This window comes from Vibrio sp. 10N.286.51.E5, assembly GCF_041469125.1.
In the GTDB taxonomy this organism is placed as follows: domain Bacteria; phylum Pseudomonadota; class Gammaproteobacteria; order Enterobacterales; family Vibrionaceae; genus Vibrio; species Vibrio crassostreae_C.
This window is the reverse complement of sequence record NZ_JBFRJZ010000045.1, coordinates 52,807-79,659: the sequence shown is the minus strand read 5'-3', so window position 1 is coordinate 79,659 and position 26,853 is coordinate 52,807. Positions and strand designations below refer to the sequence as shown.

Sequence of the window (26,853 nt, the reverse complement as noted above, 5' to 3'; positions counted from 1 at the left end):
GCTTTCAATACCATCGACTCTCTCACAGTAAAGATTCCTGACTTTTCTTGCCCTTGCCAATATCCACAATAAATATATGTACTTTTTCACTACATGTATATACTGTATACATCAACATGTAACATTTATGAGCACGAACATGAGTCAAGCAGATATCAAATGGGACCAACAAGTACGATTTCGACTAATTGAGATCATTGCTCTTTGGGAGGGTCGACTGACGACAAATCACCTATGTGATGCTTTTCACATAGGGAGACAACAAGCTTCTAGGGATATCAACAAGTACATTAGCTTAACTGACCAAGGTCAATTGATACTGGATAGAACAATTAAAGGCTATAGGCCAGCAGACAACTTTAAGCCTTTATTTACTCAAGGCACTGCTCATGAGTATCTACTTATGCTTCATCAGCAATATAACCAAGAAGAGACCTTCGAGTTCTTTAATTGGGGGGAAGCTCAATCGACCGTATTGAACGTTCCTGAAAGGGCTATATCACCAAGCATTGTTCGAGGATTAATTGCGGCAGCAAGGGCTAACCTTCGCGTCGATATTGACTATGTATCGCTCTCTACACCTGAGGTTCGAGGTCGAATTATTGCGCCTCACAGCTTAGTCTATGATGGGATCAGGTGGCATGTAAGAGCATATTGTGAAGAGAAAAATGAATTTCGAGATTTCGTGTTAAGTCGCTTTAGGAACGAACCTGACTTAATGGATAAGTCACCAAAAATGCGAGAACATGATGACAACTGGAACCATCAAGTTAAGTTAATGATTACACCTAACCCTTACTTGTCTGAGCAACAACAAGTTGTTGTTGCTGACGACTACGCTATGAAAAACAAGAAGATGGAAATAGTAACTCGTGGAGCTTTAGTCAGTTATTACTTGCGACGTATGGGCGTCATACAAGACCAAAAGCTGCTAAAAGAACAACCAGAAGCCTATCAATTGACTGCTCACTTTGACGAAAGTCTACCTAGATAAATCAAGGTTCGTTCGAGACAACCCGATAAGATTGGTGATGTTCTAGATGGAACATTATCTGTCTACTCGAAACTAGGGCTGACTGTATTTATGGTGTAAAGATCCATGAATAAACGCTCCTTGCTGAATGCTTTAAAACAGCAGCCTACACCTATTGTAAAGTGACGACTAAAAACACCCTACATTTCACTCGATAAGTTTTTAGCTAATATTCCTTTTCTGATACCAAATAACCTCTGACACATCACAATCAAAGTACTGACACAAGGCATCAAGAGTTTTTGTGGTTGTAGTGTACCCTTCATCTCGGATCATTTTCGCCATGGCCGAACGCTGAATACCTATTTCGGCAGCAATTTGAGCTCCAGAGATCTTCCGTCCCTCTTCCGCTGATTTTTTATCTATAAGTTCCTTTAAGTTATATCTAATCACACATCAATTCCTAAAAGATATAATAATGTGTCTTGATAAAACACAAAAGTATGGTTAAGCTGATTTTGTGTCTTGTTAAAACACAAACAATGGAGGTCAAATGGACCAATTATTACTTACAGCAAAAGAGCTTGCAGGTCGTATCAAATTTAGCGCCAACTATATCAATTCGACTCTGCGAGATTCAATTTTCATCGAAGGTAAACACTACATTCGACCATTCAATGGTAGAAAAATTCTCTACATTTGGGAAGAGGTAGAGGCAGAATTATACCAATCTGCATCACGTAACCTTCAGTATATTCCAATGGCTGGCGGGAGGGTGTGTCATGGGTAGTATCAATTCACGTAGCGGTAAGCTCTATCTCGACTTCCGATATGAAGGTATGCGTTGCCGTGAGCAAACTGCACTGCCTGCAACTCAAGTAAACCAACGCAAGCTACAGAAACTGCTAAATCAAATTGAAGCGGACATTCGCCTGAGTTGTTTTGTATATAGTGAGTACTTCCCTGAGTCTAAGAAAGCTCAAACATTTTTGAAACAAGACATCCAAGCTCAAAAACGCAAACAGGAATTACTTGGTAATTACAAAACGGCAGTACAAGAGCTACAAGGAATTGAAACTGTCTTGTTCGAAAGCTTCGCACAAGAGTGGTATGACGAAAACGAAGTGCGTTGGAAAGAGAGCTATAAGGACAGTATGAAGATCTACTTATGGTCGTACCTTGTACCCCACTTCGGGCATTTAGACGTCGCGAAGATCTCTCGACCTGACATCTTAAAGTACCGTGCTTCTTTAGTGAAACCGCGTAACAACGGCAAAAAATTATCTGCCGAGTTCATTAATCATGTCATGACACCACTGCGCATGATTTTGAGCGAAGCCGGAGATCGCTACGATTTTCGTTCGACGTTTGAAAACATCAAACCACTACGTGTTGAACGCACTAGTGTAAACCCGTTTGATTTTAACGAAGTGAACTTGTTTTTATCATCGGTACGTTCCGATTTTAAAGATTACTTCACCGTTCGTTTCTTCACCGGAATGCGCACCTCAGAGATCGATGGTCTGAAATCGAAGTACATAGATTTTGAGCGTGGTTTAATTTCAGTTCGAGAAACGTTTGTACACGGCCGTTCAGACACAACGAAAACGGTGGGTTCAACAAGAGACATTCAAATGTCATCTGTTGTACTTAAAGCTATAAAATCCCAATACAAAGTGACTGGTACTAAGGAGTATGTGTTCTGCAATGCAGCTGGAAACCCTTTAGATAAAGGTAACGTCAGAGACCGAATCTGGAAGCCGACACTTAAAAACTTGGGAATGGAATATCGCCGCCCTTATGAGACTCGACATTCGGCTGCAACATTATGGTTAGCAGCCGGAGAAGCACCTGAGTGGATAGCTCGCCAAATGGGCCATACCACTACAAAAATGCTGTTCACAGTTTACAGCCGATATATACCAAACCTAACCAGGCAAGACGGCAGTGCTTTTGAAAAGTTATTAGATGCTAATTTAAATGGAGGAAAGTAAATGGCTTATTCACCTCTAGCTATTCACTGCACCAGTTTGTGCTGTGACATTCTTCAGGCTCAGCGTTTTCAGAAAATCTCTCATCAAGATATTGATTGGCTATACGATGAAATTTACGAACTTATCAAGCAACGTACTGAACTGTGGCCAGACAAATTCCATCATGAACATGTCTTTATTGATTCAGTCACGCGCGGTGTACTAAAAGCACTACATCTATGTAAAGACAAGCCAAATAATCGAGATGCCAGTTGGCTGTTGATTGCAATGCAATCACGGATCAGTTTTTCTTTGAAGCAATTGCATTAATGAGAGCTACTCAAAAAAGAGCCAAATGAACCCATGTTTATTTGGCTCTTTTCTATTTCCCATTTTTGAACATTTCCATACTCTGCTTGAATCTACCCTCACCTACAACTGGCGCCTAGTGCACCTTGAAATAACTCATCAGCCATCACCCGTTAACAAGAACACTATAATTTGTTGCACACCCACTTCACTGGCCGCACAAAGTTAACGTTGATAACTTGAGCCTAAGTTCTATAGTAGTTTTGCATTAACCGTAGTGCTGGACCCTTCAAACCGCACCAGACTCAGATTAACGAGAGCATTCTTTTTAAAAATGTGCTGATGACTATTTCTTAAATGTTCTGTTACTCCCAACTGTAGATGCTTAGAAGGTTGTCACAGCATGGTCACCACGCGGTCACAAATCGAGTTTGAGAGATATGAGTCACTTAGCCCATCCAATAATTATTCAACGGGGAGGCAGACAAGAATGATGCTATTTAAGGTACTTTCCAGAAACGCAGACACAAAAAAGCCCACGCTAGGTGGGCTTTTTGCTTGTTCAGAAAGAACGAATTTGGTGCCCGCTACTGGACTCGAACCAGTGACACCTTGCATGTCATGCAAGTACTCTAACCAACTGAGCTAAGCGGGCGATGTTCTAATTTCTTATTACTACCATTGTGACAAACTCAATAGTTATGCAATAAAAACTAAAGAAGGAATGGTGCGTCCGAGTGAACTCGAATCACCGACCCCCGCCATGTCAAGGCGGTACTCTAACCAACTGAGCTACGGACGCATTCCCTTAGAACGCCAACGATGATATCCATGATAAACAGATGGTGCAAGTATTAACTGGCATCTTGCGATTCGTTTGCTCAATTTGCAATCAAAGACATAACAACATGTCGATTTTACACCCAGATTATCGTCAAACCGCTGAAAAACAAAGTTTAGTTAGAAAAAATTCTAATCCTTGATGACAACCAATTAACTAACCTAATGTGTTCAATTTGGGATTTTTGTTGTCTATACCGTTTTTCTTGGCCTTTACAGTAACCATACAGGTATAGATCAATGCCTATATTTAGTGTCAAAAATTTTGCTTGCCCATTGGGTTACCGTAGTATTTTGATCATTATAAGTGAAAGGCACGCAGAGGCTTTGTAACTCACTGAAATACATCATTCATAAAAATCACCACGATTTTGTAATCGTCGTCATCGAATTACTAGGCCGCAATGACTAAATTCGGATTTTTCATATAAAGTGGCCGGGTTATTACCAACATACATAAATACGATAGCACTCTATAGTCGAAAAACATCAGCTACAATTAATCTCCCTCAAGAGCAACAATCTATAAGCAATTCAAAACCCAACCCCACACATCATAGCTATTTTGAATACATACAGCACAGTAATACATAATGAAATTTGCATAATGGTAAAGCGCGCCTATATTCATAACCTGTAGGAATCAATAATCTAAATTCAATGCTATACGTGAATTTATGGTTTGCGATAAATACAAGTGTGAAAAATAGGGAATAAATTATGAAAAAATCACATATCGCCATTGCAGTGGTGAGCATACTATCGACATCTGCCGTATCGGCGGCGACCATTTATGAGACAGATGAAACAGTATTCAATATCGGCGGCCGCGCAGAAGTTCGAGGGAATTTCTCTGATGAGAATAAAAGTGCTGGTAATAGTAGCACCTATAGTGATAGATCACGTGTCCGCTTAAGTGTCGATGGCACACAAAAAGCGTCGGACGATGTTTCCTTTTTTGGGAAATATGAATTCGAACTAACAGAGTCTGAAGATGGCGCATCAGATGATATCGGCATTAACACTCGATTCTTATATACGGGTGTTCAAACCAATCACGGTAACGTCTATTATGGCCACCAAAATAATGCCGTTACCTACTTAACCGATTGGACGGATATGGCTGAAACCTTCAGCGGCTATATCAATGAATACACGGTGTCGACTGCTGATCGAGCAAAAAATGTTTTACGTTATGAACTGACAAGCGACAACATCACCTTTCAAATTGATGGCAATTTCAATTCAGATAGTGAATCAGCACAAAGTGACGGCTTCGGTGCAGTTGTCGCCGGCAGCACTTCGATTGGGTTAGATATTGGCGTCGGTTATGCGTCAAGTGATGAAACCTATGGCGTTGGGACAGATACAGAAACTTCTGATGCCTATATTGGTGCGGTTAAGTACACCAACGATCAGGGGGTTTGGTTCGCCGCACTCTATCAATTTGGTAGTATTTCAGGTCTAGGCGTAAAAGATTCAGACTACGATTCTGCCGATGCTTACTTGGGATACTCGTTTGGTGTCAACACCGTCAACCTGACCTACAGCTACTTTGAAGCTGACGATATTGCAGATTACGACATTAACTTTATCGGTCTAGAATACGCACGTTATATTGGCGATGTGGCCTTCTTTGGTAGTTATAAGTTTAACATGTTAGACGAGGGCGAAGGTGGGCAAGGCGATAACGACGAAGATGAGCTACAGCTCGGTATGCGTTACGCGTTTTAGTCTAAACCAATCCACTTAATATTAGTAAAGCCGAGCATAATCAATGCTCGGCTTTTTAGTTTGTATAACTTATTCGTATCTAAGCGATTGAATGGAGTCCAACCGGATGCATTACTATCGATACCAACTATTCTTCAACATCGAATACAACGTTGTAGTTTTCGGTATAGGTGCAGTTTGGCTGGCGGCTACAAGTGAAGAAGCGTCGGCCTTTGTAATCGCCTTGGCTTGCCAGTTTGATGGTCATTGGGCTACCACACTTCTTACAAAATCGCACTTCTTTTGATGGCTCGATTAAATCGATGTGTGCTGCCAGTAAGCTCTTCAAACGGCTCACTTGGTAGCTGTGTTTAATAGATGCACCAATCAGAGGTAAACCTGCCGATTTACACACGTGAATTAGTAGCTTTTCGCGATCGACTTTCCCTTTATTGAGCTCTTTGCCGTTATCAAGTTCGATAATAACGCGGGGCTCTAGCGTTCGCGGGTCGCAAACAACAAAGTCGAAGTAACTACGTGAGATCTTGTTGTTGGCGATAAACCAATTCTTCTTATTGTTCGTCTTAGCAGGAACAAGTACGTTCGACATGCTGACTTTAGCAAACACTTCCCCATGGTTGCCCACAGCTGATTTTAGCGCATTATAGAATGTCGCCTGTTGCGCCGACATCAACGCGCCTTTCTTCTGATAAGCGTGGTCTTTGGTGTCATCGTGTTTCACCACATACTTTTGAATAAAGTAAAAGAACACAACCAGAACAATTACAACGATAAAGATATTAGTCATTTTCCAACACAATCAAGTCTGTATAGGGATTAAGAGAGTAGCTAGCGTATGTAGAAAAGCATCACCTGGCAAGCAAAAGAGCGAGAGTTGCCAACCAGAATCACGACCTTTGAGCGCAGTGCCCAACGAGAGGTCGCTCCTTCGCTAGACACACCTCTCTTATTTTGATAATTAAATCATCAATTACACTCTAGATTGATTTAGATCAATTTACCTGGATTTGTGATCAACTAGTCTGAAAAACGTTAGGCAAATGTTAATAAGGAAATTGATATGGAACTTAAACAAGACCCAAGATGTTATACCGACGTATGTGTAGATGGTAAATGGTTCCACTATGACCACTGCGGAACCCAAGCCTACATGTTAAAGGGAGGAGCTTCGGCTGTGATTGAACTCGCTAGCGAACCAGCGACAGAAGGCGAATTGGTTGAAATGCTTCAAGGTGTCGCTAAGTAACCCACCAAGCCAAATCACAGTATGAATTAAGCGAATAAGAGTAAATAGCCGTATTAGTTCAGATAAGCACTCTTATTCGCTTAGTTATTGAAGTTCAGGTTTCTTGATTGCAGGGGATTAACTAAGTTTAGGAACTCAAATGATAACGACTTTATTGCGCCCTGACTGCTTAGCTTGATACAAAGCATCGTCTGCCGATTTCAAGTGTTTCTTATAGGTACGGCTATTCAACTGTTGCTCCGTTAGATGAGTCGTCGCACCAATCGATGTGGTTAATTCTAATGGGCCAGAATGCGTTTCAATCGCTCGGTCAGCGATCGCTTGCCTTATAAGCTTAAGCTCTTTATTAGGATCTTGATTCCCAGCCAGCAACAAAACAAACTCTTCCCCACCCCATCTTGCCACTACATCGTTTGTTGATAAGATTTTCTCTAAACGCTTAGCGACTTCCACCAGCACTTGGTCACCAATATCATGGCCATAAGTGTCATTAACTTGTTTGAAGCGGTCTAAATCTAGAATAGCGAGCGTATACCCAAACGACGACAAATGATGTGGCATCGGCTGAGTTAACCGTTGCTCTAAGTAACGCCTATTGTATAAGCCTGTCAGTTCGCATCTTGTTGATTGCTTAAGTAGTTCTTTGTTGGTCTTCTGGATCGAGCGTAACCTTATCAATAGTAACGTGGCGCTTATCATCACCATGATACCCAAAGCGACGACGATTCGATTCCGTAATTGCTGCTTATCTAATGTCAGCTCACCCAACTCTTTTTCTGCGTTAAGCAGTTCGTTTTCTTGAGCTAATGATGCCGTAGCGAAATCTTGCTCGAGTAAAAAGATATCACTCTGGCGCTTATCAAATAGCAGCGCTTTATTACCCTTGTAATAGAGCTTGAAGTAGCGAAGTGCGTTCTCGCTGTCGCCTCTTGAATCATAGTATTCAGCAAGTGTTCTTAAGCCGAGGACCTTCCAGCTGCGAGTCCCCACAACATCGAACATTGCAGACGATCGCTTTAGATCAGCAAAAACAAAATTATCTCGGTTCAAACCAATGTTCGCTAAGGCTCTATTTAGGTAACACTGCCCCAATTGAAGTGTGTATTTGTCCACGCCTGGGTATCTAAGACACAAGTTTGCGACTTGTCGTGCTGACTCAAAGTTCTTTTCCGCCAACAACACATCACTCTCTGCTTTTAATAGGATGATTTTGTATCGTTCACTCACGTTATCGCCATTTAGCTTAGCCGCACTTTGATATGCTTCTCGGCCTTTGACTAAATCACCACTGCGCAGATAAGCAAAAGACTCATTCACATGCAGCACGCCGATGGTAGACGCTTCGAGTAGTCCACTCTTGTAATAGAGTTTTTTGGCTCTTTTAATCAGCTTGAGCGCTTTAGGCCAGTCTTCCAAATAGATATAAAGCAGTGCCATATTTGACACTAACTTGCTGTTGTAGATGTGATGAGGGTACTTCTTACCAAGGTCTAAACCTTTATGGAAAAAGTATTGAGCTTCAGGAAAGTCATTGCGGATGTTATTGATGACACCAGCCGTGTTATAGGCCTTAATCAACAACTCTTCATAGTGAAGCGATTCTGCGATATCTATCGCTGCTCTGATTTGGATTTCAGATTCCGCTAGCTCACCCTTACTGATGTATTCAATCGCCAATTCAACGAGAGATTGGGCCTTTAGCCAACCCATATGTTCGTGTTGTGCGAGTGCTTTAATCTGCCTGACGTATTCGGAAACCGCTTCGGTATCCAACTTATGTTGCGCGAGGTTGGACAAAATCATCAATTCGTAAGCACGATAGATGGCTTTATCTTGGTCTGGGAACTTGGCTTGGAGAGCCTCAAGTTGTTGGGAAGCTAAATTAGGGTCACCGCGAGATACATCGAGAATATCGAACAACGCAGATCCATATTGAGAGAGTGATAACTCTTTCTCTGGACTATAAACACTCGGGTTTTCAGGGCGAATATGCTTTAAATCGTCGTCATAAGTTGGATAGAGCAAATACAGCCCCAGCACAATACTCATCAGCACCACGAAAAGGAATGAACCTAACACATTGTTTCTATTCATTTATCAGGGCCATTATTGATTGAATTCCAATTTTATTGACGTTTTTTTAAGAGCGGTCAAACATTATACCCGACAGATATACAGATTAAAATCCTGCGCACTGGTGGATCTGAATTGGGTTTTTCTCATTAATTAGAATAATCAGGCAACTTTCTTGATTTAACTCAGACAATCATCTACCTCATTGGCGTTATAGTGATTTTCCTGTTCCTACCTCCGCGGCTTCTTTTTGAACAAGCGGAAGCATAATGAGAATTAACAATGACCCAAATTAATGAACAACGTCTTGTAGAACATTTCTGCGATCTAGTGAAAATTGATAGTGAATCTCGTAACGAAAAAGCGATTGCTGAAGCTTTGGCTGAGCAACTCGGTGAACTAGGTTTTGAAGTTCACAAACTGGCGGTTCCTGAAGAAGTGTCTAATGGTTTCAACATCTACGCTCGTCTAGATGGCACTCTTCCAGGTAGCACAGTGTTCAGCTGCCACATGGACACAGTAACGCCAGGCATCGGCATTGAGCCAATCATCGAAGACGGTATCATCCGTTCAAAAGGCAACACAATTCTAGGTGGTGACGACAAGTCTGGTATCGCAGCTATCATGGAAGCGGTTCGTTGCATTAAAGCTGAAGGACAAGAGCACAAAACTATCGAGATTGCATTTACTGTATTCGAAGAAGGCGGTCTGTTCGGCTCTTTGAACTTCGATATGTCTTACATTCAATCTGAGCACGCAATCGTACTTGATACAGGCGGTCCAATTGGCACTATCGTAAACGCAGCGCCTGGCCAGCAGAAGATTGTTGCTAAAATCAAAGGTCGCCCTGCTCACGCTGGTTTAGCACCAGAAGAAGGCATCAGCGCAATTCAAGTTGCTGCAGACGCTATCACTAAGATGAACCTACTTCGTATCGATGAAGAAACGACAGCAAACGTTGGTATTGTTGAAGGTGGTCAAGCAACTAACATCGTAATGCCAGAGCTTAAAGTCGTGGCTGAAGCACGTTCTCTAAACGGCGAAAAGCTAACGGCTCAAGTTGAACATATGATCTCTACATTCCAAGAAAGTGCTAAGCAGTTCGGCGCTGAAGTAGAAATCGAATCAACTCGTGCTTACGATGCATTCGTTATTGCAGACGATCATCCGCACATTCTTTCTATCAAATCGGCGTTTGAGAAGCTTGGCGTCACAGCGAACACTAAACGCACTGGCGGCGGTAGCGATGCAAACAACTTCAACGCAAAAGGCCTGACAACAGTTAACCTTTCTACTGGTATGGCGAAAGTTCACACCACTGAAGAGTACATTGCAGTGAAAGACATGGTCGCAATCACTGAGTTTGTTGTGGCTTACGTAACGCAATAATCGAATCCATTAGTTAGGTAGTCACTTCTATCTAGCACAATGAAAAAAGCCGAGACATCATCACGATGCTCGGCTTTTTGTTGTTTAGGTGAACATAGAAGGTCGAACCTAAAACCCTCTACGCTTCCAGAATTGGCCTTCGTCTTTTGCTACGAGGTCGAATGTCTTATCAGCAATAATGTTGCCTTTTAGCTCAACCGTCATGCGCCATTTACCTAACTTGTTCGAGACAGGTGCCCAGATAGTGTCACCTAAGTAGAAATCCCAGTCATTGTTGCCGACATACTCTTCACCATCGAACGGTTCGAGCACTTCACCTTTGTCTGTGGTGATGTTTGGGTGATAAATGCAGTAACGAATCTTTTCGCCTTTGGCTTTCTTGATATTCAAGATATAGCCAAATTCCACATCGATTTCGGCATCAACGGTAGTGGTGAACTCTTGGATTTTTGGAAGATCTTTAGATTTGGAATCCCATGTGGAATAGATACCATAAGAAGTCATGTCGACCACAACAGAGCGCTTTGCCATTTCAATCGTTACCTTGAAGTTGTTCTATTAATTTGATTCAATTTTCCATTCAGCCAAGCTGGATAAGCACGAGGCTATTCTTGCCAGTCTTTCGCCATACGCTTAATTACTGAAGGTTCAATGTCGTGAATCGTGCCATATTGCTCTCGGCACACTTCGATAATTAATTCTGCTTTATATTTGAGTGCAAGTTGGCGGTAGGCTTTCATTTCCCAATGCTTAATAAAGGTATTCGAAACAACCACATCAAACCCTTGCTTTAAGCCGTTTTCAGCTGTGTTTTGACACCACTCATGAGCTTGTTGCAGCTGCCTAGGATCAAAATGGTACTCACCTTGCTCATTCACATAATACATATCGGCTTCGACATGCAATGCATCGTAGGTTTTTGCTTTTGTTGATTTGCCAGAACCGGGCAACCCTCGAATGAGTATTAACTTCATCTGTCACTGTACAGGCTAATTTGAAAACATGAGTTTATCGTAAATAGTAACGAGTTGCTCTGATAACTGCCTCTGCTCAGCATACGAAAACCAAGTACTTACACACGACTCAGACAATCACTGAATACAATGAGACTCCCCTCGAAGCGCGTGGATTGCTTCTGATAGAAAACACAAATAATTTACATCTATCCATTTTGCATATCGACAAGCGTATCAAACTACTATAGATTTAGATGTATAGACGTCTACATATCTAGCTTAGGGAGAAAGCTGTGCCTATTCGCATTCCAGACCAATTGCCAGCATCCGATGTTCTTCGTGAAGAAAACATCTTCGTTATGCCGTTATCAAGAGCATCGACACAGGAAATTCGTCCACTTCGAGTCTTGATCCTCAACCTAATGCCGAAGAAGATTGAAACTGAAACTCAATTTTTACGCCTACTATCGAACAGCCCATTGCAAGTGGATGTAGAGCTGCTACGCATTGATGACCGACCAAGTAAAAACACACCGACTGAACACCTTGATAACTTCTACCGCCAATTTGAAATGGTCAAAGAAAGAAACTTTGATGGATTGATCATCACTGGTGCGCCGCTTGGCTTGGTTCAATTTGAAGATGTGATCTACTGGGATCACCTGAAAACCATCATGGAATGGGCAAACAAGCACGTTACTTCAACGCTATACGTGTGTTGGGCGGCTCAGGCTGGTTTGAAGTTATTATATGATTTGCCAAAACGCACTCGTAAAGAGAAGCTGTCTGGTGTTTATAACCACGAGATACATAACCCATACCACCCTATTTTACGTGGCTTCGACGATACATTCTTAGCTCCGCACTCTCGCTATGCGGACTTCTCTCAAGAGTACTTAGCGGAACATACTGACCTTGATGTTCTTGCAACTTCTGATGTTGCAGGCGTATACCTAGCAGCAACCAAAGATAAGCGAAACGTGTTTGTAACGGGTCACCCTGAGTACGACTCTCACACACTTCACAATGAGTACATTCGAGATTTGGGTGAAGGCATGGAGCCTGTGATACCAATCAACTACTACCCGAATAACAATCCAGACAACAAACCGGTTGCAAGCTGGCGCAGCCACGGACACTTGTTGTTCTCAAACTGGCTAAACTACTGCGTTTACCAACAAACGCCTTACGATCTGGATCATTTCAGCGAAGACAACTTTACCAAAGACGATTAAGTTCTTTCTTCCGATTCACAAACACATAAACCGTGTTCAGTATGTTGTTGATAAAACGACGAATTGGACGCGGTTTTTTTATGGTGTGTGGGTCGCATTCCATGATAGATTTACGACTTCAATGGGTTTGATTTCATATGATGGGTTGGTGTTCATAAGGAGCTTCACATGCCTGCCAAGCCATCATTTTCAAATCCGATTTCGTTGTCCCGCCCTCTTTCGTTATCAAGTGTGGTACTACTTGCCTCGCTTTCCTTGGCCGGTTGTGTCTCTGTCACTGAAGGACCGCCAAAGATTGAAAGTGATCCTATCGCGATGTCTGAATCTCGAATCGAATTAGGTTTGGGCTATATGGGACAAGGCAATATGGTGAGAGCGCGTGAAAACCTTGAGCTCGCGATTAAACACGCACCTAGCTACTACCGTGCTCGGCTTTCAATGGCGCATTACTACGAACAAGTGGGTGAAGTAGATGAAGCGAGAAGCACTTACCGCAAAGCACTCAGTCTTGATTCAAGAAATGGCAATGTATTGAACAACTACGGTACCTTCTTGTGTAAACAGGGCGAATACGAACAAGCCGATAATTACTTCAATCGCGCCATCGACCAACCCTACTACTACTTGGTGTCTGCAAGTTATGAAAACGCCGCGTTTTGCGCATTTAAGGCTGGCAATACCGACCAAGCGAAGTACTACTTCAGCAGAGCGATTGACCACGATCCAAACCGCGTAAAATCGATACTACAGTTATCAAAAATTGAAGTGAGTGACGCCGATTACAATGACGCTCGAATCCGTTTATTCAAATTCCACCAGCGTTATGGCTATCAAATTCCATCGCTTAAAATCTTGGTCGATCTCGAAAACAAAGCAGGTAACAAAGCTCTAGAGCAGAAATATCAGAGTAAGTTAGATGAGTTGCTTTCTGCTTAGGTTATATGCAAAACACAAAAAAAACGGGCTTGTTGCGTTAACAACAAGCCCGTCCGTATTTCAGCTTAATATCTTAACTAAGTGCAGCCGCTATTTTAGCGCGATCCACTCTTGTCTTTGTTCGTCATCCATAAAGGTCCATGCGATAAAGCGACTTACCTTCTGGCCTTGTGACATCTCGACGACTTTTACTTGTTTCGCTCGCAGCTTACCCAGTTCTGAACGAACCATATCGACGTTGTCTTTCTTAGAAATCAATGTCGTAAACCACAAAACTTGAGTAGCAAAAAGTTGACTCTCTCTTGCCATCTTCATAATGAAAGCGGCTTCACCACCTGGGCACCAAAGCTCGGCTTTTTGACCACCAAAGTTTAAGGTTGGTTTAGCTTGCTTAGTTGATTTATCTAACTTAACTGGCTTCTTGTTCGTTTCAGGCTTGAATGACTGACCGGCTTTCTTAGCACGGTTCGCCGCTAGATTATCCAGTTTACGTTGTGACCCCTTTTCAGCCTCTTCAAGAGAGCTGTGGAATGGAGGATTACAAATAGTGACATCGTAACGTTCATTATCCTTAATCACGCCCTTAAAGATAGATTCAGAGTCAGCTTGTAGGCGAGCGCGGATCTTACCTTTTAGATTAGGGTTGCTTTCCGCTATGAAGTTCGCTGTTTTGATGGAGACTGAATCAACATCTGTCCCTGTACAACGCCACTTATACTCTGTCGCACCAATGATTGGGTAGATACAGTTTGCACCGACACCAATATCTAATGCTTTCACAGACGCGTGGTTATAGGGTTCACCTTGGCCATCGCTATTAAGGATGTCGGCCACTCTGTGAATGTAGTCTGCACGACCAGGAATTGGCGGGCACAAGTAACCAGCAGGAATATCCCAATGTTTAACGCCATAGTGATGCGACAACAAAGCTTTGTTGAGTAGCTTAACGGCCAATGGATCAGAGAAATTAATGGTGTCTTCGCCAACCGGATTCTTGATCAGATGCTCTTTTAGCTCAGGCAAGGCTGCAACTAGTAACTCGAAGTTATAGCGGCCAGTGTGCTGGTTTCTTGGGTGTAATCCACCTTGAGGTTTTTCAGCCGAGCGTCTTTTCTGAGCTGCGTTCTTGTTAAAAGCCGTTTTATTGAAAGAACCCTTATTCGATGATCCTTTATTTGCACCTTGCTTCCCTTTACTGTCTTTTGCAAAAGGTCGCTTTGCTTTGTTATTGCCCGCGCCTTTAGGTGCGCTATTCTTGCGGCTTTTATCAGATGTGTTCTTTGTAGAAATACGCTTGTCGCTGCTTGGCTTAGCTGTACTTGGCTTAACATCAGCTTGGTTGTCTTTTGTTTTTGCTGATGAAGTGCTGTTTTTCGACAGGCTTAGCGTCGTTCTATTTTGTGATTGGCTCATTGGGCTACTTCTTTAAATCTAAATACATCATGAATAAACGGGCATCCAACTCAAGTTGATGATATTCCGGTTCCATGTGACAGCATAGTTGGTAAAAGGCTTTGTCGTGCTCTTTCTCTTTGATATGCGCCAGTTCGTGTACCACCAGCATTCTTAGCAAAGGTTCTGGTGCATTTTTAAAAACACTGGCGATACGAATTTCATTCTTTGATTTGATCTTTCCACCGTGATTCTTAGCAACGTAAGAATGCAGACCTAACGCATTATTGATTAGGTGTATCTTGCCGTCGTAAATCACTTTGCTGATCGGTGGTGTTTTTTTCATGTAGCGATTTTTTATCTCAATCGCATAGTCAAACAGGGCTTTCTCGCTTTTTATTTCATGATTCTTTGGGTAGCGAGCTTCAAACCAAGGCACCAATTTACCCGACTCTACAAGTTGAGCAACAGGATCAAGAATGTGCTTAGGATAGCCTTGAATATAGCGTAAAGAAGGATGCATGCTGAAAGACCGTACAAGTTACACCACGACAATACGTTGTGGTCTTGAAAATTGAGCCGCATAGTGTAACTGATCACACTTTTCTAATCACCTAGGATTCGTTACACTTTAGCGAGATTCACCAAGAGAATGAAAAAATGAAACGTGTTGTATTGTACGTCGCAGACAAATGCCCGCACTGTAAAGATGCCCAAAGGTATTTAGACTCTAAGAAAATTGTTTACCGCCTGACGAATGCAAAGATGCAGCGTGGCCGTAAAGAATTGCAAGCAATGGGTGCTCGTTCTATCCCCGTGCTTAAAATCGGCGATCAAGTGATGGTCGGCTGGAATCAGAAAAACTTCGATAAGATGTATAACTCAAAGAACACCTAACGTGCTCTGAGCCAGTCATACTTCTATACAACAAAGCCCGAATATCCAATCTAGGATGTTCGGGCTTTGTTTATTTAAATCTTACTAAATCACACATACCGCTTAACGAAATCAATAAAGGTTCGGTCTGCTTTTGACAGATACCCTTCCTTTCTCCACGCCAAAGATAGGTTCAGTTTCACAGGGTCTTTAAATGGCACGCCTACGACATCTTCCTCGTATTCTGTCACCAAGCTAAGCAACGCGGTGATGGCAAACTCTCGCTTCACGATAGAAAGAATCATTGGCAATAAATTGGTTTCGAACGCAATGGTCATATCGAGATTGTACTTCTTACAAGTCGCATCGATAAAATCGCGGTGGAAGTAGCCCGATTTGAACATGATCAGCTCTTGAGCAAAAAATTCTTCAAAGGTGATGGATGGTTGCGTTGCCAGTGGGTGATCTTTGCCAACTACAGCTAACATTTCTGAGCTTAACAGGTGGTCAGTTTCAAGATCATCAGGCACGTTTTCATGGTTGATTACGCCAATATCGAGTTCGCCGTTTAACAGCATTTCACGAATAGATGCGGTGCCAGCATCAATCAAGGTCAACTTTAGGTTTGGGTATTGGCTTTTAAATGCCATCACTACTTGGGGGAAAAAGTAACTGCCCATCATACTTGGAGCGCCTAATCGAACCTCGCCTTTTTCTAGCCCCTTTAGTTCATTCATCGCGAGCTGAGCATCATCAAACTGCTGGGCGATTCGCTTTGCATGCTCAAACAGTACTTTGCCCTCCTCCGTTAAAGTGACGGATTTATCGCCTCGACGAAATAGAATCAACTCTAGTGTCTGTTCTAGTTTTTTAATGGAGATACTCAATGCAGGCTGTGCGATATGCAGCGCTTTGGCCGCCTGGGTGAAGTTACCAAACTGAGCAACAGCCAGAAAATGTCGAAGTGGTTTTGATTCAAGCATGGCGATATATTTAATATATAGAGGTGATATTTTTAATATATTTCTTTAATCACACCTGTACTGATAACTTGTTCACAAATAGCTTACTAACTCGCGCAGGCACAACGTAAATGTTTGATAAAGGCAGTCCTCAATACAAACGTATCACTCAATCATTGGCGATTGGTTCATTTATCATTTTCTGTAACCTTTACCTCTTTCAGCCTATCTTGCCGCACATGGCGGAGCACTTCCAAGTATCTGAAACTCAGATCAACTGGTTATTTGCTGCTACAACACTCGGCCTTTCGATTAGCTTGGTACCTTGGGCAATTGCCTCTGAAACCTTTGGTCGTAAACCCATTATTCTGTTCAGTCTGTTCGCTATCCCATTAATAGGGTTAAGCATGGTGTTCACGACTACCTTGTTGCAACTCGTTATTGCCCGAGCATTCATGGGAATTGCGGTCGCAGCTTTTGCAGGCGTGGCGGTTGCCTATATGGTTGAGGAGTTAACACCCAAAGCCTTTGCTGTCGCGATTGGAGGTTATATTGCGGCCAACTCATTGGGTGGAATCTTCGGACGTGTATTAGGCGGCTTAATTACAGACTATTTCGATTGGCATGCAACTGTACTGTTTTTCGTTGTCGGTTCATTGCTTGGTGCACTATTTATTGCCTATCGCCTACCTGACCAACAGAACTTCAAACCTCAAAAAGGGCTGTTCTTTCATCACAACCGCTCCGTTGTAATGCACTTAAAAAACCGTACACTGTGGCTCGCGATGTTGATTGGGGGTGCTAACTTTGCTCTGTTCGTTAACCTGTACTCGGTGATGGGCTTTAGGCTAGTCTCTGCGCCTCATTCAGTGCCTGTAGGTTTAGCTTCGCTGATATTCCTATGTTACTTGGCCGGTACGGTCAGCTCTAAGCTATCAAACAAATGGACACTTCGCTTTGATCCGTTAAACGGAATTTTGATGGGCGTGTGCATTAGCTTAATTGGAATGCTGGTTTCTGCGGTCGATAAAGTCCCGTTCATGTTAGCTGGCTTGTTATTGATTAGTGGCGGTGCGTTCTTTGCCCACACTCTTGCCTACTCTTGGGTGAGTCAAAAAGCACCGAGCGCTAAGGCGACAGCGACCGCGCTCTATCTGGTTCACTATTATATTGGCGGTAGTTTAGGTGGATTCTTGCTTTTATATTGCTGGCAACTGTTCGGTTGGAATGGCGTGATTGCAGGTGGTTCAATCTTCTATGTCGCGATATTTGCTTGGGTCTATCAGTTGAAACAGCTACAAGTATCGACTTCCAAACTCGCACAAGCATAACTACGACTGAGTTTGTAACTCAATTATTGCTTTTGATTAACGTCCGTTCTGATATCCTACGCAAAATTTCATTTCGGAACCTGTTATGTCGAACACTCAAAGCACAGATCTTCAAACCATCCACGACCAAGTTAAACAATGGTTAGACGATGTCGTTATTGGCCTAAACCTGTGCCCATTCGCAGCCAAGCCACAACGTAATAAACAGATTAAGATCTTTGTGAGTGAAGCGAATACGGAAGAAGCGTTACTGGAAGACATCATGACGCATTTCGTAGAGTTAGATAATACGCCAGTTGCTGAATTAGAGACGACTTTAGTGGTGGTTCCTAACATGCTGCAAGATTTCTTCGACTACAACATGTTCATTGATTGGGTTGAAGCGTTGATCAAACAGCAAGACTGGGAAGGCGTTTACCAAGTGGCAACGTTCCATCCTGACTATTGCTTTGGTGGTGCGGATCCAGAAGACGATGAAAACCTAACGAATCGCTCTCCATACCCTGTTTACCATTTGATTCGTGAAGCAAGCATGGAAAAGGTACTGAAGCACTACCCTAACCCTGAAGCGATCCCAGACACCAACATCGCAAGAGTTGAGTCTTTAACGCCAGAAGAACGCCGTCAACTGTTCCCTTACTTGTTTAGTTAATCGTTCAGCTAATCGCTAACAAGATGGCTCATATTCCTGAGCGCTCTTGATGATATGGACGAGAAATGAACTGATCTCGTCCATTTTGTTTCGCAATGTACAGACACTCATCGGCAACTTTGATGAGCTTATCTAACGCCGACATCCTTTCCCCTTTGGTATCCCCTGTACTCAACTCAAAATGACACGCACCGATTGATATAGTGACTGGCTTTCTATCAAGCGTGATTTTCTTCATCTCTTGCAAAAGAGTCATGAACTTATCTTCAACACAACTTGGGGTTTTATTTGGGTACCAAAGAATGAACTCCTCGCCACCAAAGCGCGCCACAAACTCACCTTCTTGAGTGTTATTGCTCAGCACGTTCGCCACTTTCTTTAAGACAACATCACCCATTTGGTGGCCATAAGTGTCATTGACCTGTTTAAAGAAATCGATGTCGACAACCGCCAAGGTTCCCTTTCCTAAAGATCCTTTTAACTGCTCCACTTCTGCATTCAACGTTTTAAACAAGCAACGTCTATTCGGTAGATGAGTGAGAGGATCATACAGAGCTTGGTATTCTAGCTTCTCGTTCAACTCTTGCAGCTTATGCTCTTGTTGTCTTCGAACCAATTCCACTTCGATCCACGAGGCCATCAACTTCATTACATCAATATCAAACTCTTTGAACTCGCGATAATACGGATTACCACTCGAGAAATTTAGAGTGCCATAGAGCTCGTCGTCGACGAAAATGGGAATGCCAATGTAAGATTCTAAGCCAAAGGATTGGTAAGCAGGATGTCTCGCGTAGATTTTGTGTTTACCGCAGTGTTCAATGCAGATAGGGCCACTCGACTTGCAGGTAATTTCGCAATACGTCGAACGGTAGTCGAACATGTCACCGCTTTTTAAGTCGACACCTTCTGGAGTCACGCAATGTTCTACTAGATAAGTGTTGCCATCTACTTTCGATAAGATACCAATATCAAGGTTGAAGCGTTCAAGCCCCATAATAAGCAGCTGAGCGATCTGAATATCGAAGCCCTTTCGATAATCATTGGTGATTTGATACAAGCGGCGTATAACAATTTCGCTTTCACTGGCTTGGTTCATAAATGGGATTCCACTACTGCTGACATTAATGGCAACATTAATATTTCGTATATTAAGAAGAGTAAAGTGTAAAAAAACATAATAATCAATTAGTTTGTATGCAAAATACCTCATTGGTCCAATGAATAAAAGTTGCGTTCTTCCACTTTGCGTTAGCACCCCATTACTACCTTTGTTAAAATGATCCATTAACGAAACAAAATGGATAGGAATATGAACCTTTCTCAACTAAACCAAGAAATCTACGATCACCTTTACCGCGACATTGAAGAGTTCCGCAGTACTTTTGATCTGCCGGTTGCTGCTCCTGAAACAATGGACGAAAAAGGCGATACGCTACATACCTCTCTAGCGATCGAAGAGCTAACAGAACTTGCAGAAGCTGACTCTAAAATCGAACAAGCGGACGCTATCGTAGACAGCGTTTATGTTTTGATGGGACGTCTGGTTCACCTTGGCCAAGCTAAGGTTGAAGACAACCTAGCAATCAGCTACCTGATCGACCTACTGTTGAATGTTTCTAAAAACCGCTCAATTGACTTCTTACCTTGCTGGGACGAAGTACACTCAAGCAACATGAGCAAAGTATGTCGCAACGAAACTGAATATGCTGAAACAGAAGCTTTCTATGCTGAGCAGAACATCAAGCTGATGGCGGTTCAAAAAGGCGAATACATCATCGCTAAGTGTGCGGAAGATTTCGTATCGGAAGGCAAGACAGTTCGCCAAGGTAAAGTACTAAAATCTGTACACTACCGTCCTGCGAACCTTGAGCCACTAACGGCTTAACTAAGTTTACGACTGAACTAAGGTTATGGCTGTAGCTCTTTAAAGCACCAGCGCACCAAAATAGCAAACGCCACGTTTAAATAACGTGGCGTTTTATTATCTGTCAGTTAATTCTAACTGTGTTAATCGTAGCTGTGTGTTAATCGTAGCTAAATGCTATACCAGTCGAGCCATATGATAAGCCGCCACATATTCGCCATTTCTGAAAGCGAACCCTGCGGACTCTCCTTCAATCACGAAACCGAACTTCTTATACAGGCTGATCGCTCTTTCATTATCGGTGTATACCGTTAACTCCATTCGCTTGATGTTAATCCAGTTATCACACAAGTCGATCGCGGTCGCGAGCAGCTGACTACCCACACCTTTGCCTAGCACATCGTCTTTAACACCCATACCAAATGAAGCCACATGTCGTCTTCTTGGATTCACGCACACTTCCATTCCCAAGTTGCCAACAATCTCATCGTCGATCATCGCGACATACGAGTACACGTTATCAGGCATATTAGAGATTCGTTTTTGCCAGCTTTCCAGAGATGGATTTGGGAGTTGCAGCGTACCGGTATAAGCATTAGTGCATTCGTAAACTTCTTTTATTCCCTTTGCATCTGACGGTTCAGACCGTCTCACTATAATACTCATCGCAACTCCTACTATTTTCATCGCTAAATATGAAACACATCCTTAATGTGCACCTAGACACACTATCAAATAGTGAATATTTAACAATAGGTTAGATGAACTTATCTTATTGGGCTTAATTGATACTGAGTAAACGCCCTCTCTCAATATCTTGCTCAAGTACCTCCGGTGTCAAGTCACCATGTCCATGGTGATCGTGATTATGGTGATGTCCATGATCGTGGCCGTGTGAATGACTTTGATGTTCATTTGATCTTTGAGCTAACTTATCTGAATCCAAATAAGTGTCAGTCAAATCAGCACAATAATCTTGAGTCCATAAGCGACGAGCGTCGTCATCACTCATAATTTGCTCCGCTTTAGGACCCAACTTATCCATGTAGTACATCCCCAACTCCTCACCCTCGACATTGGCATGGTTGATAAGGTTCATAAACGCAGGCTCTTGATTCTCATCTGATAGATGACCATTTTTGTAACACACGGTTAGACCAATAATATCGTCGCCAAGTTTCTCTAATTCAGGGTTAAAATGATTGTGACTATGATTATGTTCGGCAGCGGCGACATGCATTGGAGTAAGTAAAACACATGCGATAGCCAGTAGCTTAATGGTATTTTTCATGGGATAGACCTTCTGTATTTTCGAATACAAATTTGATTAGTTGGCTGACTTAGCTTCTTGTGAGATGAGCTAAGTTAAGGGGAACTTCAAGACCATTTCAGCCTGAGTACCCCTCTGTCTCACTACAAATAATCAATATGATTGGATAACGAGGCTCGATATAACGAGCGTTCTATAGACAAAAATCACTTATCAACTACGATTCTTGCTGGTGCGATGGTGTAAGTCATTGGCTTCACCTCCCATTCACCTTTTGCTTCCAATGCAACCGCTAGTGCTTGCGCCTCTTCACATACCTTCGCTGGTTTTCCGTCAGCCCAGTACGATGGACCCGAGGTGTAGCCGCACATCACTGAAAACGTGTGTTGGCCATTCTTTGTGGTGTATTCCGTCATAATGACACCACCTTCTCCATGCGTTATTTTTAGTGAGCCTTCATCGGCGACATGCATTGCATCGGAAGGATTCGGTTTAACATACGTTGTGTAGGTCCCGCCATCTGACATGGATTGGTTGTCATACATGGTGTAGCCTTCTTTTTCTGAAGGTAAGGTCAGTTCGTAGTTAGGATCAATATCCGCTAAACGTTCTGAGTTATTCGTCGCACCAGGTTGATAGTTGTGAGCATTGGATTGTCCGTTAGCGAAAACAGACGCTGACACTAAAGATAGAATGACGACCGCTAAAATTGATTTTTTCATAATGAACTCCAGATATTCTAAGCAAAGATGTTGTAAGCAATAGTTTTTATGATTGAGTAAGAGAATGGGTTTATTTACCTAACTTTTTAGGATGTGAGGGCAATATCAGCCCTCACTGCAAATACCCTATTTGTTGTCGGTTCCTGCTCCTTCACCAGGCTCAGTTGGACGACTTACCGACTTGCGCTCAAGGTTGTGGTGAGCACGCACTCTATCCATGTATTCTTGCTTGGTGTTCATACCTTGCTTCATTGCTTCTGGTACTTGTTCAGCTGGGATCACGATGTCACGGTCGACTGGCCACTCAGTTAACAGCTCTGGGTGGTAGCCTTCTGGATAGTACAGTTTTGGATCCAACTCTAAATCACGAATCTCTTGTTCTTGTATGTCTTCACGGCTGTTTTTCGGCAGCGGGATTCTAAAGTCAGACCCATCGGCCATATCAAATTGTGGCGCTCGCGCATTCGGGAAATCAGGTAAAATACCTTCACGAACCCACGCATTATCTTTAGTCATGTTAACGACAATGCCATCTGGCGCACCGAAGTGGTAAGGCCCTTGCCAATGGTGGCGAACCTCTGCAACGGTTTCCTCATTGAGATATGGGTCGAATGTCATGTGCGTTGTCATGAACAAGCGCGGTTGTACTTCATTCGCCACATAACCCGCCGCGTACGCTGGTGTATGGTGAGTATCAACGGTGTAACGTGCTAAGAATGGCGGTACACCTTGAATAATCGAAGACACACCAAACGTTTCGGTTTGCAGCTCAGTAATGAACAAGTCTGCACCTTTTGCGTATTTCAAATCCAACTCTGTTGGGCGACCGTCTCCTGTCCAAACAAATGAAAGCACTCGGCCGTCATCTTGAGTCCAATTCAAGCGGTAACCAGACGCGCCATCTTTTGCGTGACTGCGTCGCCAGTGAATCACTTCCACATTGTCTTGGTCATAGATAACGCCACCGTCGTCGCGGAAATCAAACTCGTGAACCACAATGTCGTTGCCTGATGGGAACACATCAAATGCATCGGTGTGCCAGTTCAACATTTGTTGCATGCCTTCAATCATATGACGAGTGCCATATTCTGGAGTCGCACCACTCGGACCATAAATGTTAAGCGGCTTTTCCCAGCGACCATTCCAACCACCAAATTGATACAGGTAAGGTAACGAGCCGTAATGGTCTACGTGTAAGTGAGTAATGAAGATATGGTCGAGTTCATTCATCGCGACACCCGCCGCTACGTAGTTCGCAATTGATCCTTCACCTAAATCAAAGACAAAGTTAGAGCCGTTACCCAATTCGACGTATATCGAGGTGTTTGCCTGCCCCGGGCGAATCATTGGTGATGTCCCCATGAACGTGACACGCATTTCATCCGGTTGAACTTCTTCAGTGCGTGGGAACCAGTTGGCGCCCGACACCATGTGATCGCCATAAGGTGCAATGCCCTCAAACATCAGGCCTTCTTTCCAACCTGAATTGGTTTCTTTGCGATAGTCACCATTGTTTACACCGCCCATTAACACAGAAAGCACTTCTTCTTCTGAAGAATACAAGTTCCCCTTAGGTTGAGTGCTCAGATACTCTTCAAGGGTTTCACCCTCGTGATATTCAAATTTCTCGAGTTTTTGAATATCAGAGTTAGTTTGCTTGGTGTTGTATTGCATCATTGGGTCAGCAGCAAAAGCGGTGGTCGTGATGATCATTGCTGAAGAGATGATTGATAATTTTGCGAAAGTTCTCATAGTTTCACCTATCGGTCTGAGTATTTAGTAAATGAATGAAGTTCCTTCCTCACTCCGATACAAACAAGTTTATTAATAAACAGAACCTTGATATATAGTGTAAACTTTACTTAAAACCTCCATTTCATTTATGAGTTAATAACGACTCCACCATGATTTGGATGAGTGGCAATAAGAATAGAGGGAACTGAATTTGGACCTTAATCTACTGACGACATTTTTGGCCGTTTACAAACACAGCTCTATCACCGTGGCATCAGAGCAGCTCGATATTTCTCAACCCGCGGTAAGCGCGGCGATTAAGAGACTCGAAGGTGTCGTGGGCAAGGCTTTATTTGTGAGAGAAGGACGAGGTATCGCGCCTACTGGAGCAGCGGTATCACTCGCTAATAAGATAGAAGACCCATTGAACATCATTGGAACGGTTGAGCAGCAAAAGAATGACCTTAAAGTCTATTGCACAGAGAGCTTGCTTCATTTCGTTAGCCAGGTTGAAGGCGTAAGCTTTACGGAAGCGCCACTCGAAGAGGAAGAACTGTTTGATGCGCTTACTGCACAAAAAGTAGATATCGTCATTGATGTACTTTCGAGTAAGAAACACTCATTGATTGAAGAAACCATCGTCGATGAGGAGCCCGTGTGTCTGACTCGAATCAACCACCCTCGAATTGGTGAGACACTAAGTAAAGAAGAGTATTTCCAAGAGGAACATATTGCGCTCAAGATCAAACGCGCCAACATGAACACGGTCGAGTTTTTATCAGAGAGCGATATCGAGCCGAGAAAAGTCAGAATTGAAACCAGCTCAATTTCAAGCATGCTGATTTTGGCAAGCACGACAGATTATATCGCCGCTTCTACTCGCTCTTTTGCAGAAATGCTTGCACCAGCGCTTGGCTTACGCGTTCACCCTATCCCCATCAAATTAAGACCGATCACGTTTCGAATGCTCTATCACCGCCGCTACGCTAAAGACGAACAGCACATCAAAACCCGTGAAGCAATCAAATCAGCATTAAGGAAACATAAATGAAACTGAGGTTTTAACTAAAGTTAACCCTATTAATATAAATTCAGTTTAATCACATACTCTCTAGCAAGTTAATTCAATAGAACGACACTGGAGAATCCATGAAAAAACTTAACCTTATTGCTCTACCACTTACGTTACTCAGCAGCGCAGCGTTTGCGACTTCGACTCAAGTTTACATCGAACAAAACGTTGCCTCTAATGCTGCTGATAACGGTGTCTACACCACAGAAGCTGGCGCATTAATCGATACCTCAGAAAATGGACAAGTCTATATAGGTTTTGATGACCAGGGTTGGCTAGCCGCGGGTTACGGACACGACTTTCACATCAGCGAATCCTTCACGTTCAACCTATACGGTGAACTCGGTAAATGGGACAACGGTGAAGAGTTATTAATCGAAGGTATTATCGATTATCAAGTGAACGACAACTTCAATGTATTCGGTGGATTGGGATATAACCAGTCAGGGCAAGTACTCGAGAATGTAAGCGACACCACGATCAACACCAATAAGTTCATCGCCGGTGCGGGGTACTCACTCGCAGGCTGGGATTTAGCTTATCAATACACTCACGAAAACAGTGATGGATCCAATGGCGGGTTTACCCACAACGATGACAACGTAATCTTTCATCAAGGCGACTACCGTACCAATGAGCACGAAGTCGTTCTCTCTAAAAGCATCGACGACTGGACACCCTACGTGAAATACACCTACTTCAATACCAACGAAGGTGACCTTTACTTGAACGGCCAATCGATGGGCCCGATCGACAACGACAATATCATTACGCTTGGTTTGTCTTACGACTTCTAAACATCTCAGATTCAATTCTCATAGGCAGATGGATTTGCCCACCTTTCGAGGGCACTACTATGAAAATGACTCCTCAACGCAACAAAGCCATTAATATCGCTGCAGCGATCAGTATCGTTTTGTTTTCTGCGATTCCCACCTACGTAAGTGCTGATCACTTAGACCCCCATTATCTAGAGCCGAGTCATCTAGAAACCAGCTATCTAGACTCCTCCTCCGTCGAATTTATGACACCAGATTTTGATCAGGGGTATCTTAACGATGAGATTAAAGAAAACCTTATTCTGAAATAATTCTTCAACACATTACAAAACGTTATATAGCTCTTGTTTTCTATATAACTCTCATCTTCTTATAGAGCCGTGCTGAGTGATTAAGACTCCGTTCCTGAATCACTTTTTCTAGGCTGATGACATTCAAAACCGCAAATGCAGACGCTAAAAAAGACACCACACTCGTCAAAAAGTGTGGTGTCTTGGTTATTATTGCAAGGCTAATTAACTAACAATAGTTA

At 42.9% G+C, this 26,853-nt stretch carries 29 protein-coding genes and 2 tRNA genes; 16 read left to right on the top strand and 15 right to left on the bottom strand.

Annotation, left to right across the window (positions count from 1 at the left end; translation table 11 throughout):
* Window positions 1–139: 139 nt before the first annotated feature.
* Entirely contained in the window at window positions 140–994 is an 855-nt protein-coding gene (locus AB4161_RS16495; protein ID WP_102321025.1) for a WYL domain-containing protein, read from the top strand.
* A 201-nt stretch (window positions 995–1,195) separates the two neighbouring features.
* Here the strand turns inward: AB4161_RS16495 and AB4161_RS16490 are convergent, their stop codons facing one another.
* Entirely contained in the window at window positions 1,196–1,426 is a 231-nt protein-coding gene (locus AB4161_RS16490) for a helix-turn-helix transcriptional regulator (RefSeq protein WP_102393890.1), read from the bottom strand.
* Window positions 1,427–1,526: 100 nt separating this feature from the next.
* Here AB4161_RS16490 and AB4161_RS16485 point away from each other — a divergent pair, with 100 nt between their 5' ends.
* Genes AB4161_RS16485 through AB4161_RS16475 form a run of 3 tightly spaced genes read left to right on the top strand, consistent with a single transcriptional unit; the run spans window position 1,527 to window position 3,276 of the window.
* Entirely contained in the window at window positions 1,527–1,763 is a 237-nt protein-coding gene (locus AB4161_RS16485; protein ID WP_102321027.1) for a hypothetical protein, read from the top strand.
* A complete protein-coding gene (locus AB4161_RS16480; protein ID WP_372083652.1) occupies window positions 1,756–2,967 on the top strand; it encodes an Arm DNA-binding domain-containing protein in 1,212 nt (403 codons plus the stop codon). The genes AB4161_RS16485 and AB4161_RS16480 overlap by 8 nt, the downstream gene beginning before the upstream one ends.
* Complete coding sequence (locus AB4161_RS16475; RefSeq protein WP_102321029.1) at window positions 2,968–3,276, top strand: hypothetical protein; 309 nt, start codon at window positions 2,968–2,970, stop codon at window positions 3,274–3,276.
* A gap of 557 nt (window positions 3,277–3,833) precedes the next feature.
* Here the strand turns inward: AB4161_RS16475 and AB4161_RS16470 are convergent.
* Together AB4161_RS16470 and AB4161_RS16465 are read right to left on the bottom strand one after the other, a co-directional pair.
* Window positions 3,834–3,910 (bottom strand) — tRNA-Val (locus AB4161_RS16470).
* Window positions 3,911–3,980: 70 nt separating this feature from the next.
* A tRNA-Val gene (locus AB4161_RS16465) sits at window positions 3,981–4,057 on the bottom strand.
* Window positions 4,058–4,815: 758 nt separating this feature from the next.
* Between AB4161_RS16465 and AB4161_RS16460 the strand changes: the two genes are divergently transcribed.
* Window positions 4,816–5,829: a porin gene (locus AB4161_RS16460; protein ID WP_372083651.1), complete on the top strand. Its 1,014-nt coding sequence runs from the start codon at window positions 4,816–4,818 to the stop codon at window positions 5,827–5,829.
* 127 nt (window positions 5,830–5,956) lie between these two features.
* Here the strand turns inward: AB4161_RS16460 and AB4161_RS16455 are convergent, their stop codons facing one another.
* Window positions 5,957–6,616 (bottom strand): DUF2726 domain-containing protein, encoded by a 660-nt coding sequence (locus tag AB4161_RS16455; RefSeq protein ID WP_372083650.1) that lies wholly within the window; start codon window positions 6,614–6,616, stop codon window positions 5,957–5,959.
* A 273-nt stretch (window positions 6,617–6,889) separates the two neighbouring features.
* On the opposite strand from AB4161_RS16455, the gene AB4161_RS16450 reads away from it, so the two are divergent.
* The gene (locus AB4161_RS16450; RefSeq protein WP_017059179.1) at window positions 6,890–7,075 is read left to right on the top strand and encodes a hypothetical protein; all 186 of its coding nucleotides are present in this window, start codon (window positions 6,890–6,892) and stop codon (window positions 7,073–7,075) included.
* Between the two features lie 135 nt (window positions 7,076–7,210).
* On the opposite strand, the gene AB4161_RS16445 is transcribed toward AB4161_RS16450, so the two are convergent.
* On the bottom strand, window positions 7,211–9,169 hold the full coding sequence (locus tag AB4161_RS16445) for a diguanylate cyclase domain-containing protein (RefSeq protein WP_372083649.1): 1,959 nt from the start codon (window positions 9,167–9,169) through the stop codon (window positions 7,211–7,213).
* 261 nt (window positions 9,170–9,430) lie between these two features.
* Between AB4161_RS16445 and AB4161_RS16440 the strand changes: the two genes are divergently transcribed.
* Window positions 9,431–10,537 carry a M20/M25/M40 family metallo-hydrolase gene (locus tag AB4161_RS16440; protein ID WP_017059177.1) on the top strand — a complete coding sequence of 369 codons (1,107 nt, stop codon included), beginning with the start codon at window positions 9,431–9,433 and terminating at the stop codon, window positions 10,535–10,537.
* Window positions 10,538–10,645: 108 nt separating this feature from the next.
* Here the strand turns inward: AB4161_RS16440 and AB4161_RS16435 are convergent, their stop codons facing one another.
* Both AB4161_RS16435 and AB4161_RS16430 read right to left on the bottom strand, forming a co-directional pair.
* Complete coding sequence (locus AB4161_RS16435) at window positions 10,646–11,068, bottom strand: DUF3859 domain-containing protein (protein WP_019824122.1); 423 nt, start codon at window positions 11,066–11,068, stop codon at window positions 10,646–10,648.
* A gap of 74 nt (window positions 11,069–11,142) precedes the next feature.
* Window positions 11,143–11,511, bottom strand: a complete 369-nt coding sequence (locus AB4161_RS16430; RefSeq protein ID WP_017065537.1) for an ATP-binding protein — start codon at window positions 11,509–11,511, stop codon at window positions 11,143–11,145.
* A gap of 275 nt (window positions 11,512–11,786) precedes the next feature.
* Between AB4161_RS16430 and metA the strand changes: the two genes are divergently transcribed.
* Together metA and pilW are read left to right on the top strand one after the other, a co-directional pair.
* On the top strand, window positions 11,787–12,728 hold the full coding sequence (metA, locus tag AB4161_RS16425; RefSeq protein ID WP_017066439.1) for a homoserine O-succinyltransferase: 942 nt from the start codon (window positions 11,787–11,789) through the stop codon (window positions 12,726–12,728).
* Between the two features lie 168 nt (window positions 12,729–12,896).
* Complete coding sequence (gene pilW, locus AB4161_RS16420) at window positions 12,897–13,664, top strand: type IV pilus biogenesis/stability protein PilW (protein ID WP_017065536.1); 768 nt, start codon at window positions 12,897–12,899, stop codon at window positions 13,662–13,664.
* 90 nt (window positions 13,665–13,754) lie between these two features.
* Here pilW and rlmF read toward each other — a convergent pair whose 3' ends face one another.
* On the bottom strand, window positions 13,755–15,077 hold the full coding sequence (rlmF, locus tag AB4161_RS16415; RefSeq protein ID WP_372083648.1) for a 23S rRNA (adenine(1618)-N(6))-methyltransferase RlmF: 1,323 nt from the start codon (window positions 15,075–15,077) through the stop codon (window positions 13,755–13,757).
* A gap of 4 nt (window positions 15,078–15,081) precedes the next feature.
* Entirely contained in the window at window positions 15,082–15,579 is a 498-nt protein-coding gene (locus AB4161_RS16410; protein ID WP_372083647.1) for a YgjP-like metallopeptidase domain-containing protein, read from the bottom strand.
* 137 nt (window positions 15,580–15,716) lie between these two features.
* Between AB4161_RS16410 and AB4161_RS16405 the strand changes: the two genes are divergently transcribed.
* Window positions 15,717–15,953: a glutaredoxin family protein gene (locus AB4161_RS16405; RefSeq protein WP_016786183.1), complete on the top strand. Its 237-nt coding sequence runs from the start codon at window positions 15,717–15,719 to the stop codon at window positions 15,951–15,953.
* Window positions 15,954–16,042: 89 nt separating this feature from the next.
* Here AB4161_RS16405 and AB4161_RS16400 read toward each other — a convergent pair whose 3' ends face one another.
* A complete protein-coding gene (locus AB4161_RS16400; protein ID WP_017065533.1) occupies window positions 16,043–16,915 on the bottom strand; it encodes a LysR family transcriptional regulator in 873 nt (290 codons plus the stop codon).
* Between the two features lie 110 nt (window positions 16,916–17,025).
* On the opposite strand from AB4161_RS16400, the gene AB4161_RS16395 reads away from it, so the two are divergent.
* Together AB4161_RS16395 and AB4161_RS16390 are read left to right on the top strand one after the other, a co-directional pair.
* A complete protein-coding gene (locus tag AB4161_RS16395; RefSeq protein WP_372083646.1) occupies window positions 17,026–18,225 on the top strand; it encodes an MFS transporter in 1,200 nt (399 codons plus the stop codon).
* Window positions 18,226–18,310: 85 nt separating this feature from the next.
* Entirely contained in the window at window positions 18,311–18,877 is a 567-nt protein-coding gene (locus AB4161_RS16390; RefSeq protein ID WP_102393884.1) for a DUF1415 domain-containing protein, read from the top strand.
* Between the two features lie 28 nt (window positions 18,878–18,905).
* Here AB4161_RS16390 and AB4161_RS16385 read toward each other — a convergent pair whose 3' ends face one another.
* Window positions 18,906–19,976, bottom strand: a complete 1,071-nt coding sequence (locus AB4161_RS16385; protein ID WP_372083645.1) for a diguanylate cyclase domain-containing protein — start codon at window positions 19,974–19,976, stop codon at window positions 18,906–18,908.
* Between the two features lie 213 nt (window positions 19,977–20,189).
* On the opposite strand from AB4161_RS16385, the gene AB4161_RS16380 reads away from it, so the two are divergent.
* Window positions 20,190–20,765: a nucleoside triphosphate pyrophosphohydrolase family protein gene (locus tag AB4161_RS16380; protein ID WP_304564037.1), complete on the top strand. Its 576-nt coding sequence runs from the start codon at window positions 20,190–20,192 to the stop codon at window positions 20,763–20,765.
* Between the two features lie 156 nt (window positions 20,766–20,921).
* On the opposite strand, the gene AB4161_RS16375 is transcribed toward AB4161_RS16380, so the two are convergent.
* From AB4161_RS16375 to gntH, 4 genes are all read right to left on the bottom strand, one after another.
* Window positions 20,922–21,410: a GNAT family N-acetyltransferase gene (locus AB4161_RS16375; protein WP_017068284.1), complete on the bottom strand. Its 489-nt coding sequence runs from the start codon at window positions 21,408–21,410 to the stop codon at window positions 20,922–20,924.
* Window positions 21,411–21,525: 115 nt separating this feature from the next.
* The gene (locus AB4161_RS16370) at window positions 21,526–22,035 is read right to left on the bottom strand and encodes a hypothetical protein (RefSeq protein WP_102398476.1); all 510 of its coding nucleotides are present in this window, start codon (window positions 22,033–22,035) and stop codon (window positions 21,526–21,528) included.
* Between the two features lie 185 nt (window positions 22,036–22,220).
* The gene (locus tag AB4161_RS16365) at window positions 22,221–22,736 is read right to left on the bottom strand and encodes a hypothetical protein (RefSeq protein ID WP_017068282.1); all 516 of its coding nucleotides are present in this window, start codon (window positions 22,734–22,736) and stop codon (window positions 22,221–22,223) included.
* A gap of 126 nt (window positions 22,737–22,862) precedes the next feature.
* The gene (gene gntH, locus AB4161_RS16360) at window positions 22,863–24,488 is read right to left on the bottom strand and encodes a guanitoxin biosynthesis MBL fold metallo-hydrolase GntH (RefSeq protein ID WP_102393882.1); all 1,626 of its coding nucleotides are present in this window, start codon (window positions 24,486–24,488) and stop codon (window positions 22,863–22,865) included.
* 193 nt (window positions 24,489–24,681) lie between these two features.
* On the opposite strand from gntH, the gene AB4161_RS16355 reads away from it, so the two are divergent.
* From AB4161_RS16355 to AB4161_RS16345, 3 genes are all read left to right on the top strand, one after another.
* Window positions 24,682–25,521 carry a LysR family transcriptional regulator gene (locus tag AB4161_RS16355; protein WP_017068280.1) on the top strand — a complete coding sequence of 280 codons (840 nt, stop codon included), beginning with the start codon at window positions 24,682–24,684 and terminating at the stop codon, window positions 25,519–25,521.
* Window positions 25,522–25,619: 98 nt separating this feature from the next.
* Window positions 25,620–26,339 (top strand): hypothetical protein, encoded by a 720-nt coding sequence (locus AB4161_RS16350; protein WP_102393881.1) that lies wholly within the window; start codon window positions 25,620–25,622, stop codon window positions 26,337–26,339.
* Window positions 26,340–26,398: 59 nt separating this feature from the next.
* Window positions 26,399–26,632, top strand: coding sequence for a hypothetical protein (locus AB4161_RS16345; RefSeq protein WP_102393880.1), 234 nt, complete (start codon window positions 26,399–26,401; stop codon window positions 26,630–26,632).
* Window positions 26,633–26,853 lie beyond the last annotated feature (221 nt).

What these genes read in the sequence shown, in the direction of transcription:
- AB4161_RS16395 (WP_372083646.1), top strand. Translation starts at nt 17,026, where the DNA reads ATGTTTGATAAAGGCAGTCCTCAATACAAACGTATCACTCAATCATTG.
- AB4161_RS16430 (WP_017065537.1), bottom strand. Translation starts at nt 11,511, where the DNA reads ATGAAGTTAATACTCATTCGAGGGTTGCCCGGTTCTGGCAAATCAACA.
- AB4161_RS16440 (WP_017059177.1), top strand. Translation starts at nt 9,431, where the DNA reads ATGACCCAAATTAATGAACAACGTCTTGTAGAACATTTCTGCGATCTA.
- AB4161_RS16380 (WP_304564037.1), top strand. Translation starts at nt 20,190, where the DNA reads ATGAACCTTTCTCAACTAAACCAAGAAATCTACGATCACCTTTACCGC.
- AB4161_RS16375 (WP_017068284.1), bottom strand. Translation starts at nt 21,410, where the DNA reads ATGAGTATTATAGTGAGACGGTCTGAACCGTCAGATGCAAAGGGAATA.
- gntH (WP_102393882.1), bottom strand. Translation starts at nt 24,488, where the DNA reads ATGAGAACTTTCGCAAAATTATCAATCATCTCTTCAGCAATGATCATC.
- AB4161_RS16390 (WP_102393884.1), top strand. Translation starts at nt 18,311, where the DNA reads ATGTCGAACACTCAAAGCACAGATCTTCAAACCATCCACGACCAAGTT.
- AB4161_RS16445 (WP_372083649.1), bottom strand. Translation starts at nt 9,169, where the DNA reads ATGAATAGAAACAATGTGTTAGGTTCATTCCTTTTCGTGGTGCTGATG.
- AB4161_RS16495 (WP_102321025.1), top strand. Translation starts at nt 140, where the DNA reads ATGAGTCAAGCAGATATCAAATGGGACCAACAAGTACGATTTCGACTA.
- pilW (WP_017065536.1), top strand. Translation starts at nt 12,897, where the DNA reads ATGCCTGCCAAGCCATCATTTTCAAATCCGATTTCGTTGTCCCGCCCT.
- AB4161_RS16345 (WP_102393880.1), top strand. Translation starts at nt 26,399, where the DNA reads ATGAAAATGACTCCTCAACGCAACAAAGCCATTAATATCGCTGCAGCG.
- AB4161_RS16365 (WP_017068282.1), bottom strand. Translation starts at nt 22,736, where the DNA reads ATGAAAAAATCAATTTTAGCGGTCGTCATTCTATCTTTAGTGTCAGCG.
- AB4161_RS16455 (WP_372083650.1), bottom strand. Translation starts at nt 6,616, where the DNA reads ATGACTAATATCTTTATCGTTGTAATTGTTCTGGTTGTGTTCTTTTAC.
- AB4161_RS16460 (WP_372083651.1), top strand. Translation starts at nt 4,816, where the DNA reads ATGAAAAAATCACATATCGCCATTGCAGTGGTGAGCATACTATCGACA.
- AB4161_RS16480 (WP_372083652.1), top strand. Translation starts at nt 1,756, where the DNA reads ATGGGTAGTATCAATTCACGTAGCGGTAAGCTCTATCTCGACTTCCGA.
- AB4161_RS16410 (WP_372083647.1), bottom strand. Translation starts at nt 15,579, where the DNA reads ATGCATCCTTCTTTACGCTATATTCAAGGCTATCCTAAGCACATTCTT.
- AB4161_RS16475 (WP_102321029.1), top strand. Translation starts at nt 2,968, where the DNA reads ATGGCTTATTCACCTCTAGCTATTCACTGCACCAGTTTGTGCTGTGAC.
- AB4161_RS16435 (WP_019824122.1), bottom strand. Translation starts at nt 11,068, where the DNA reads ATGGCAAAGCGCTCTGTTGTGGTCGACATGACTTCTTATGGTATCTAT.
- rlmF (WP_372083648.1), bottom strand. Translation starts at nt 15,077, where the DNA reads ATGAGCCAATCACAAAATAGAACGACGCTAAGCCTGTCGAAAAACAGC.
- AB4161_RS16405 (WP_016786183.1), top strand. Translation starts at nt 15,717, where the DNA reads ATGAAACGTGTTGTATTGTACGTCGCAGACAAATGCCCGCACTGTAAA.
- AB4161_RS16450 (WP_017059179.1), top strand. Translation starts at nt 6,890, where the DNA reads ATGGAACTTAAACAAGACCCAAGATGTTATACCGACGTATGTGTAGAT.
- AB4161_RS16385 (WP_372083645.1), bottom strand. Translation starts at nt 19,976, where the DNA reads ATGAACCAAGCCAGTGAAAGCGAAATTGTTATACGCCGCTTGTATCAA.
- AB4161_RS16400 (WP_017065533.1), bottom strand. Translation starts at nt 16,915, where the DNA reads ATGCTTGAATCAAAACCACTTCGACATTTTCTGGCTGTTGCTCAGTTT.
- AB4161_RS16370 (WP_102398476.1), bottom strand. Translation starts at nt 22,035, where the DNA reads ATGAAAAATACCATTAAGCTACTGGCTATCGCATGTGTTTTACTTACT.
- AB4161_RS16485 (WP_102321027.1), top strand. Translation starts at nt 1,527, where the DNA reads ATGGACCAATTATTACTTACAGCAAAAGAGCTTGCAGGTCGTATCAAA.
- AB4161_RS16350 (WP_102393881.1), top strand. Translation starts at nt 25,620, where the DNA reads ATGAAAAAACTTAACCTTATTGCTCTACCACTTACGTTACTCAGCAGC.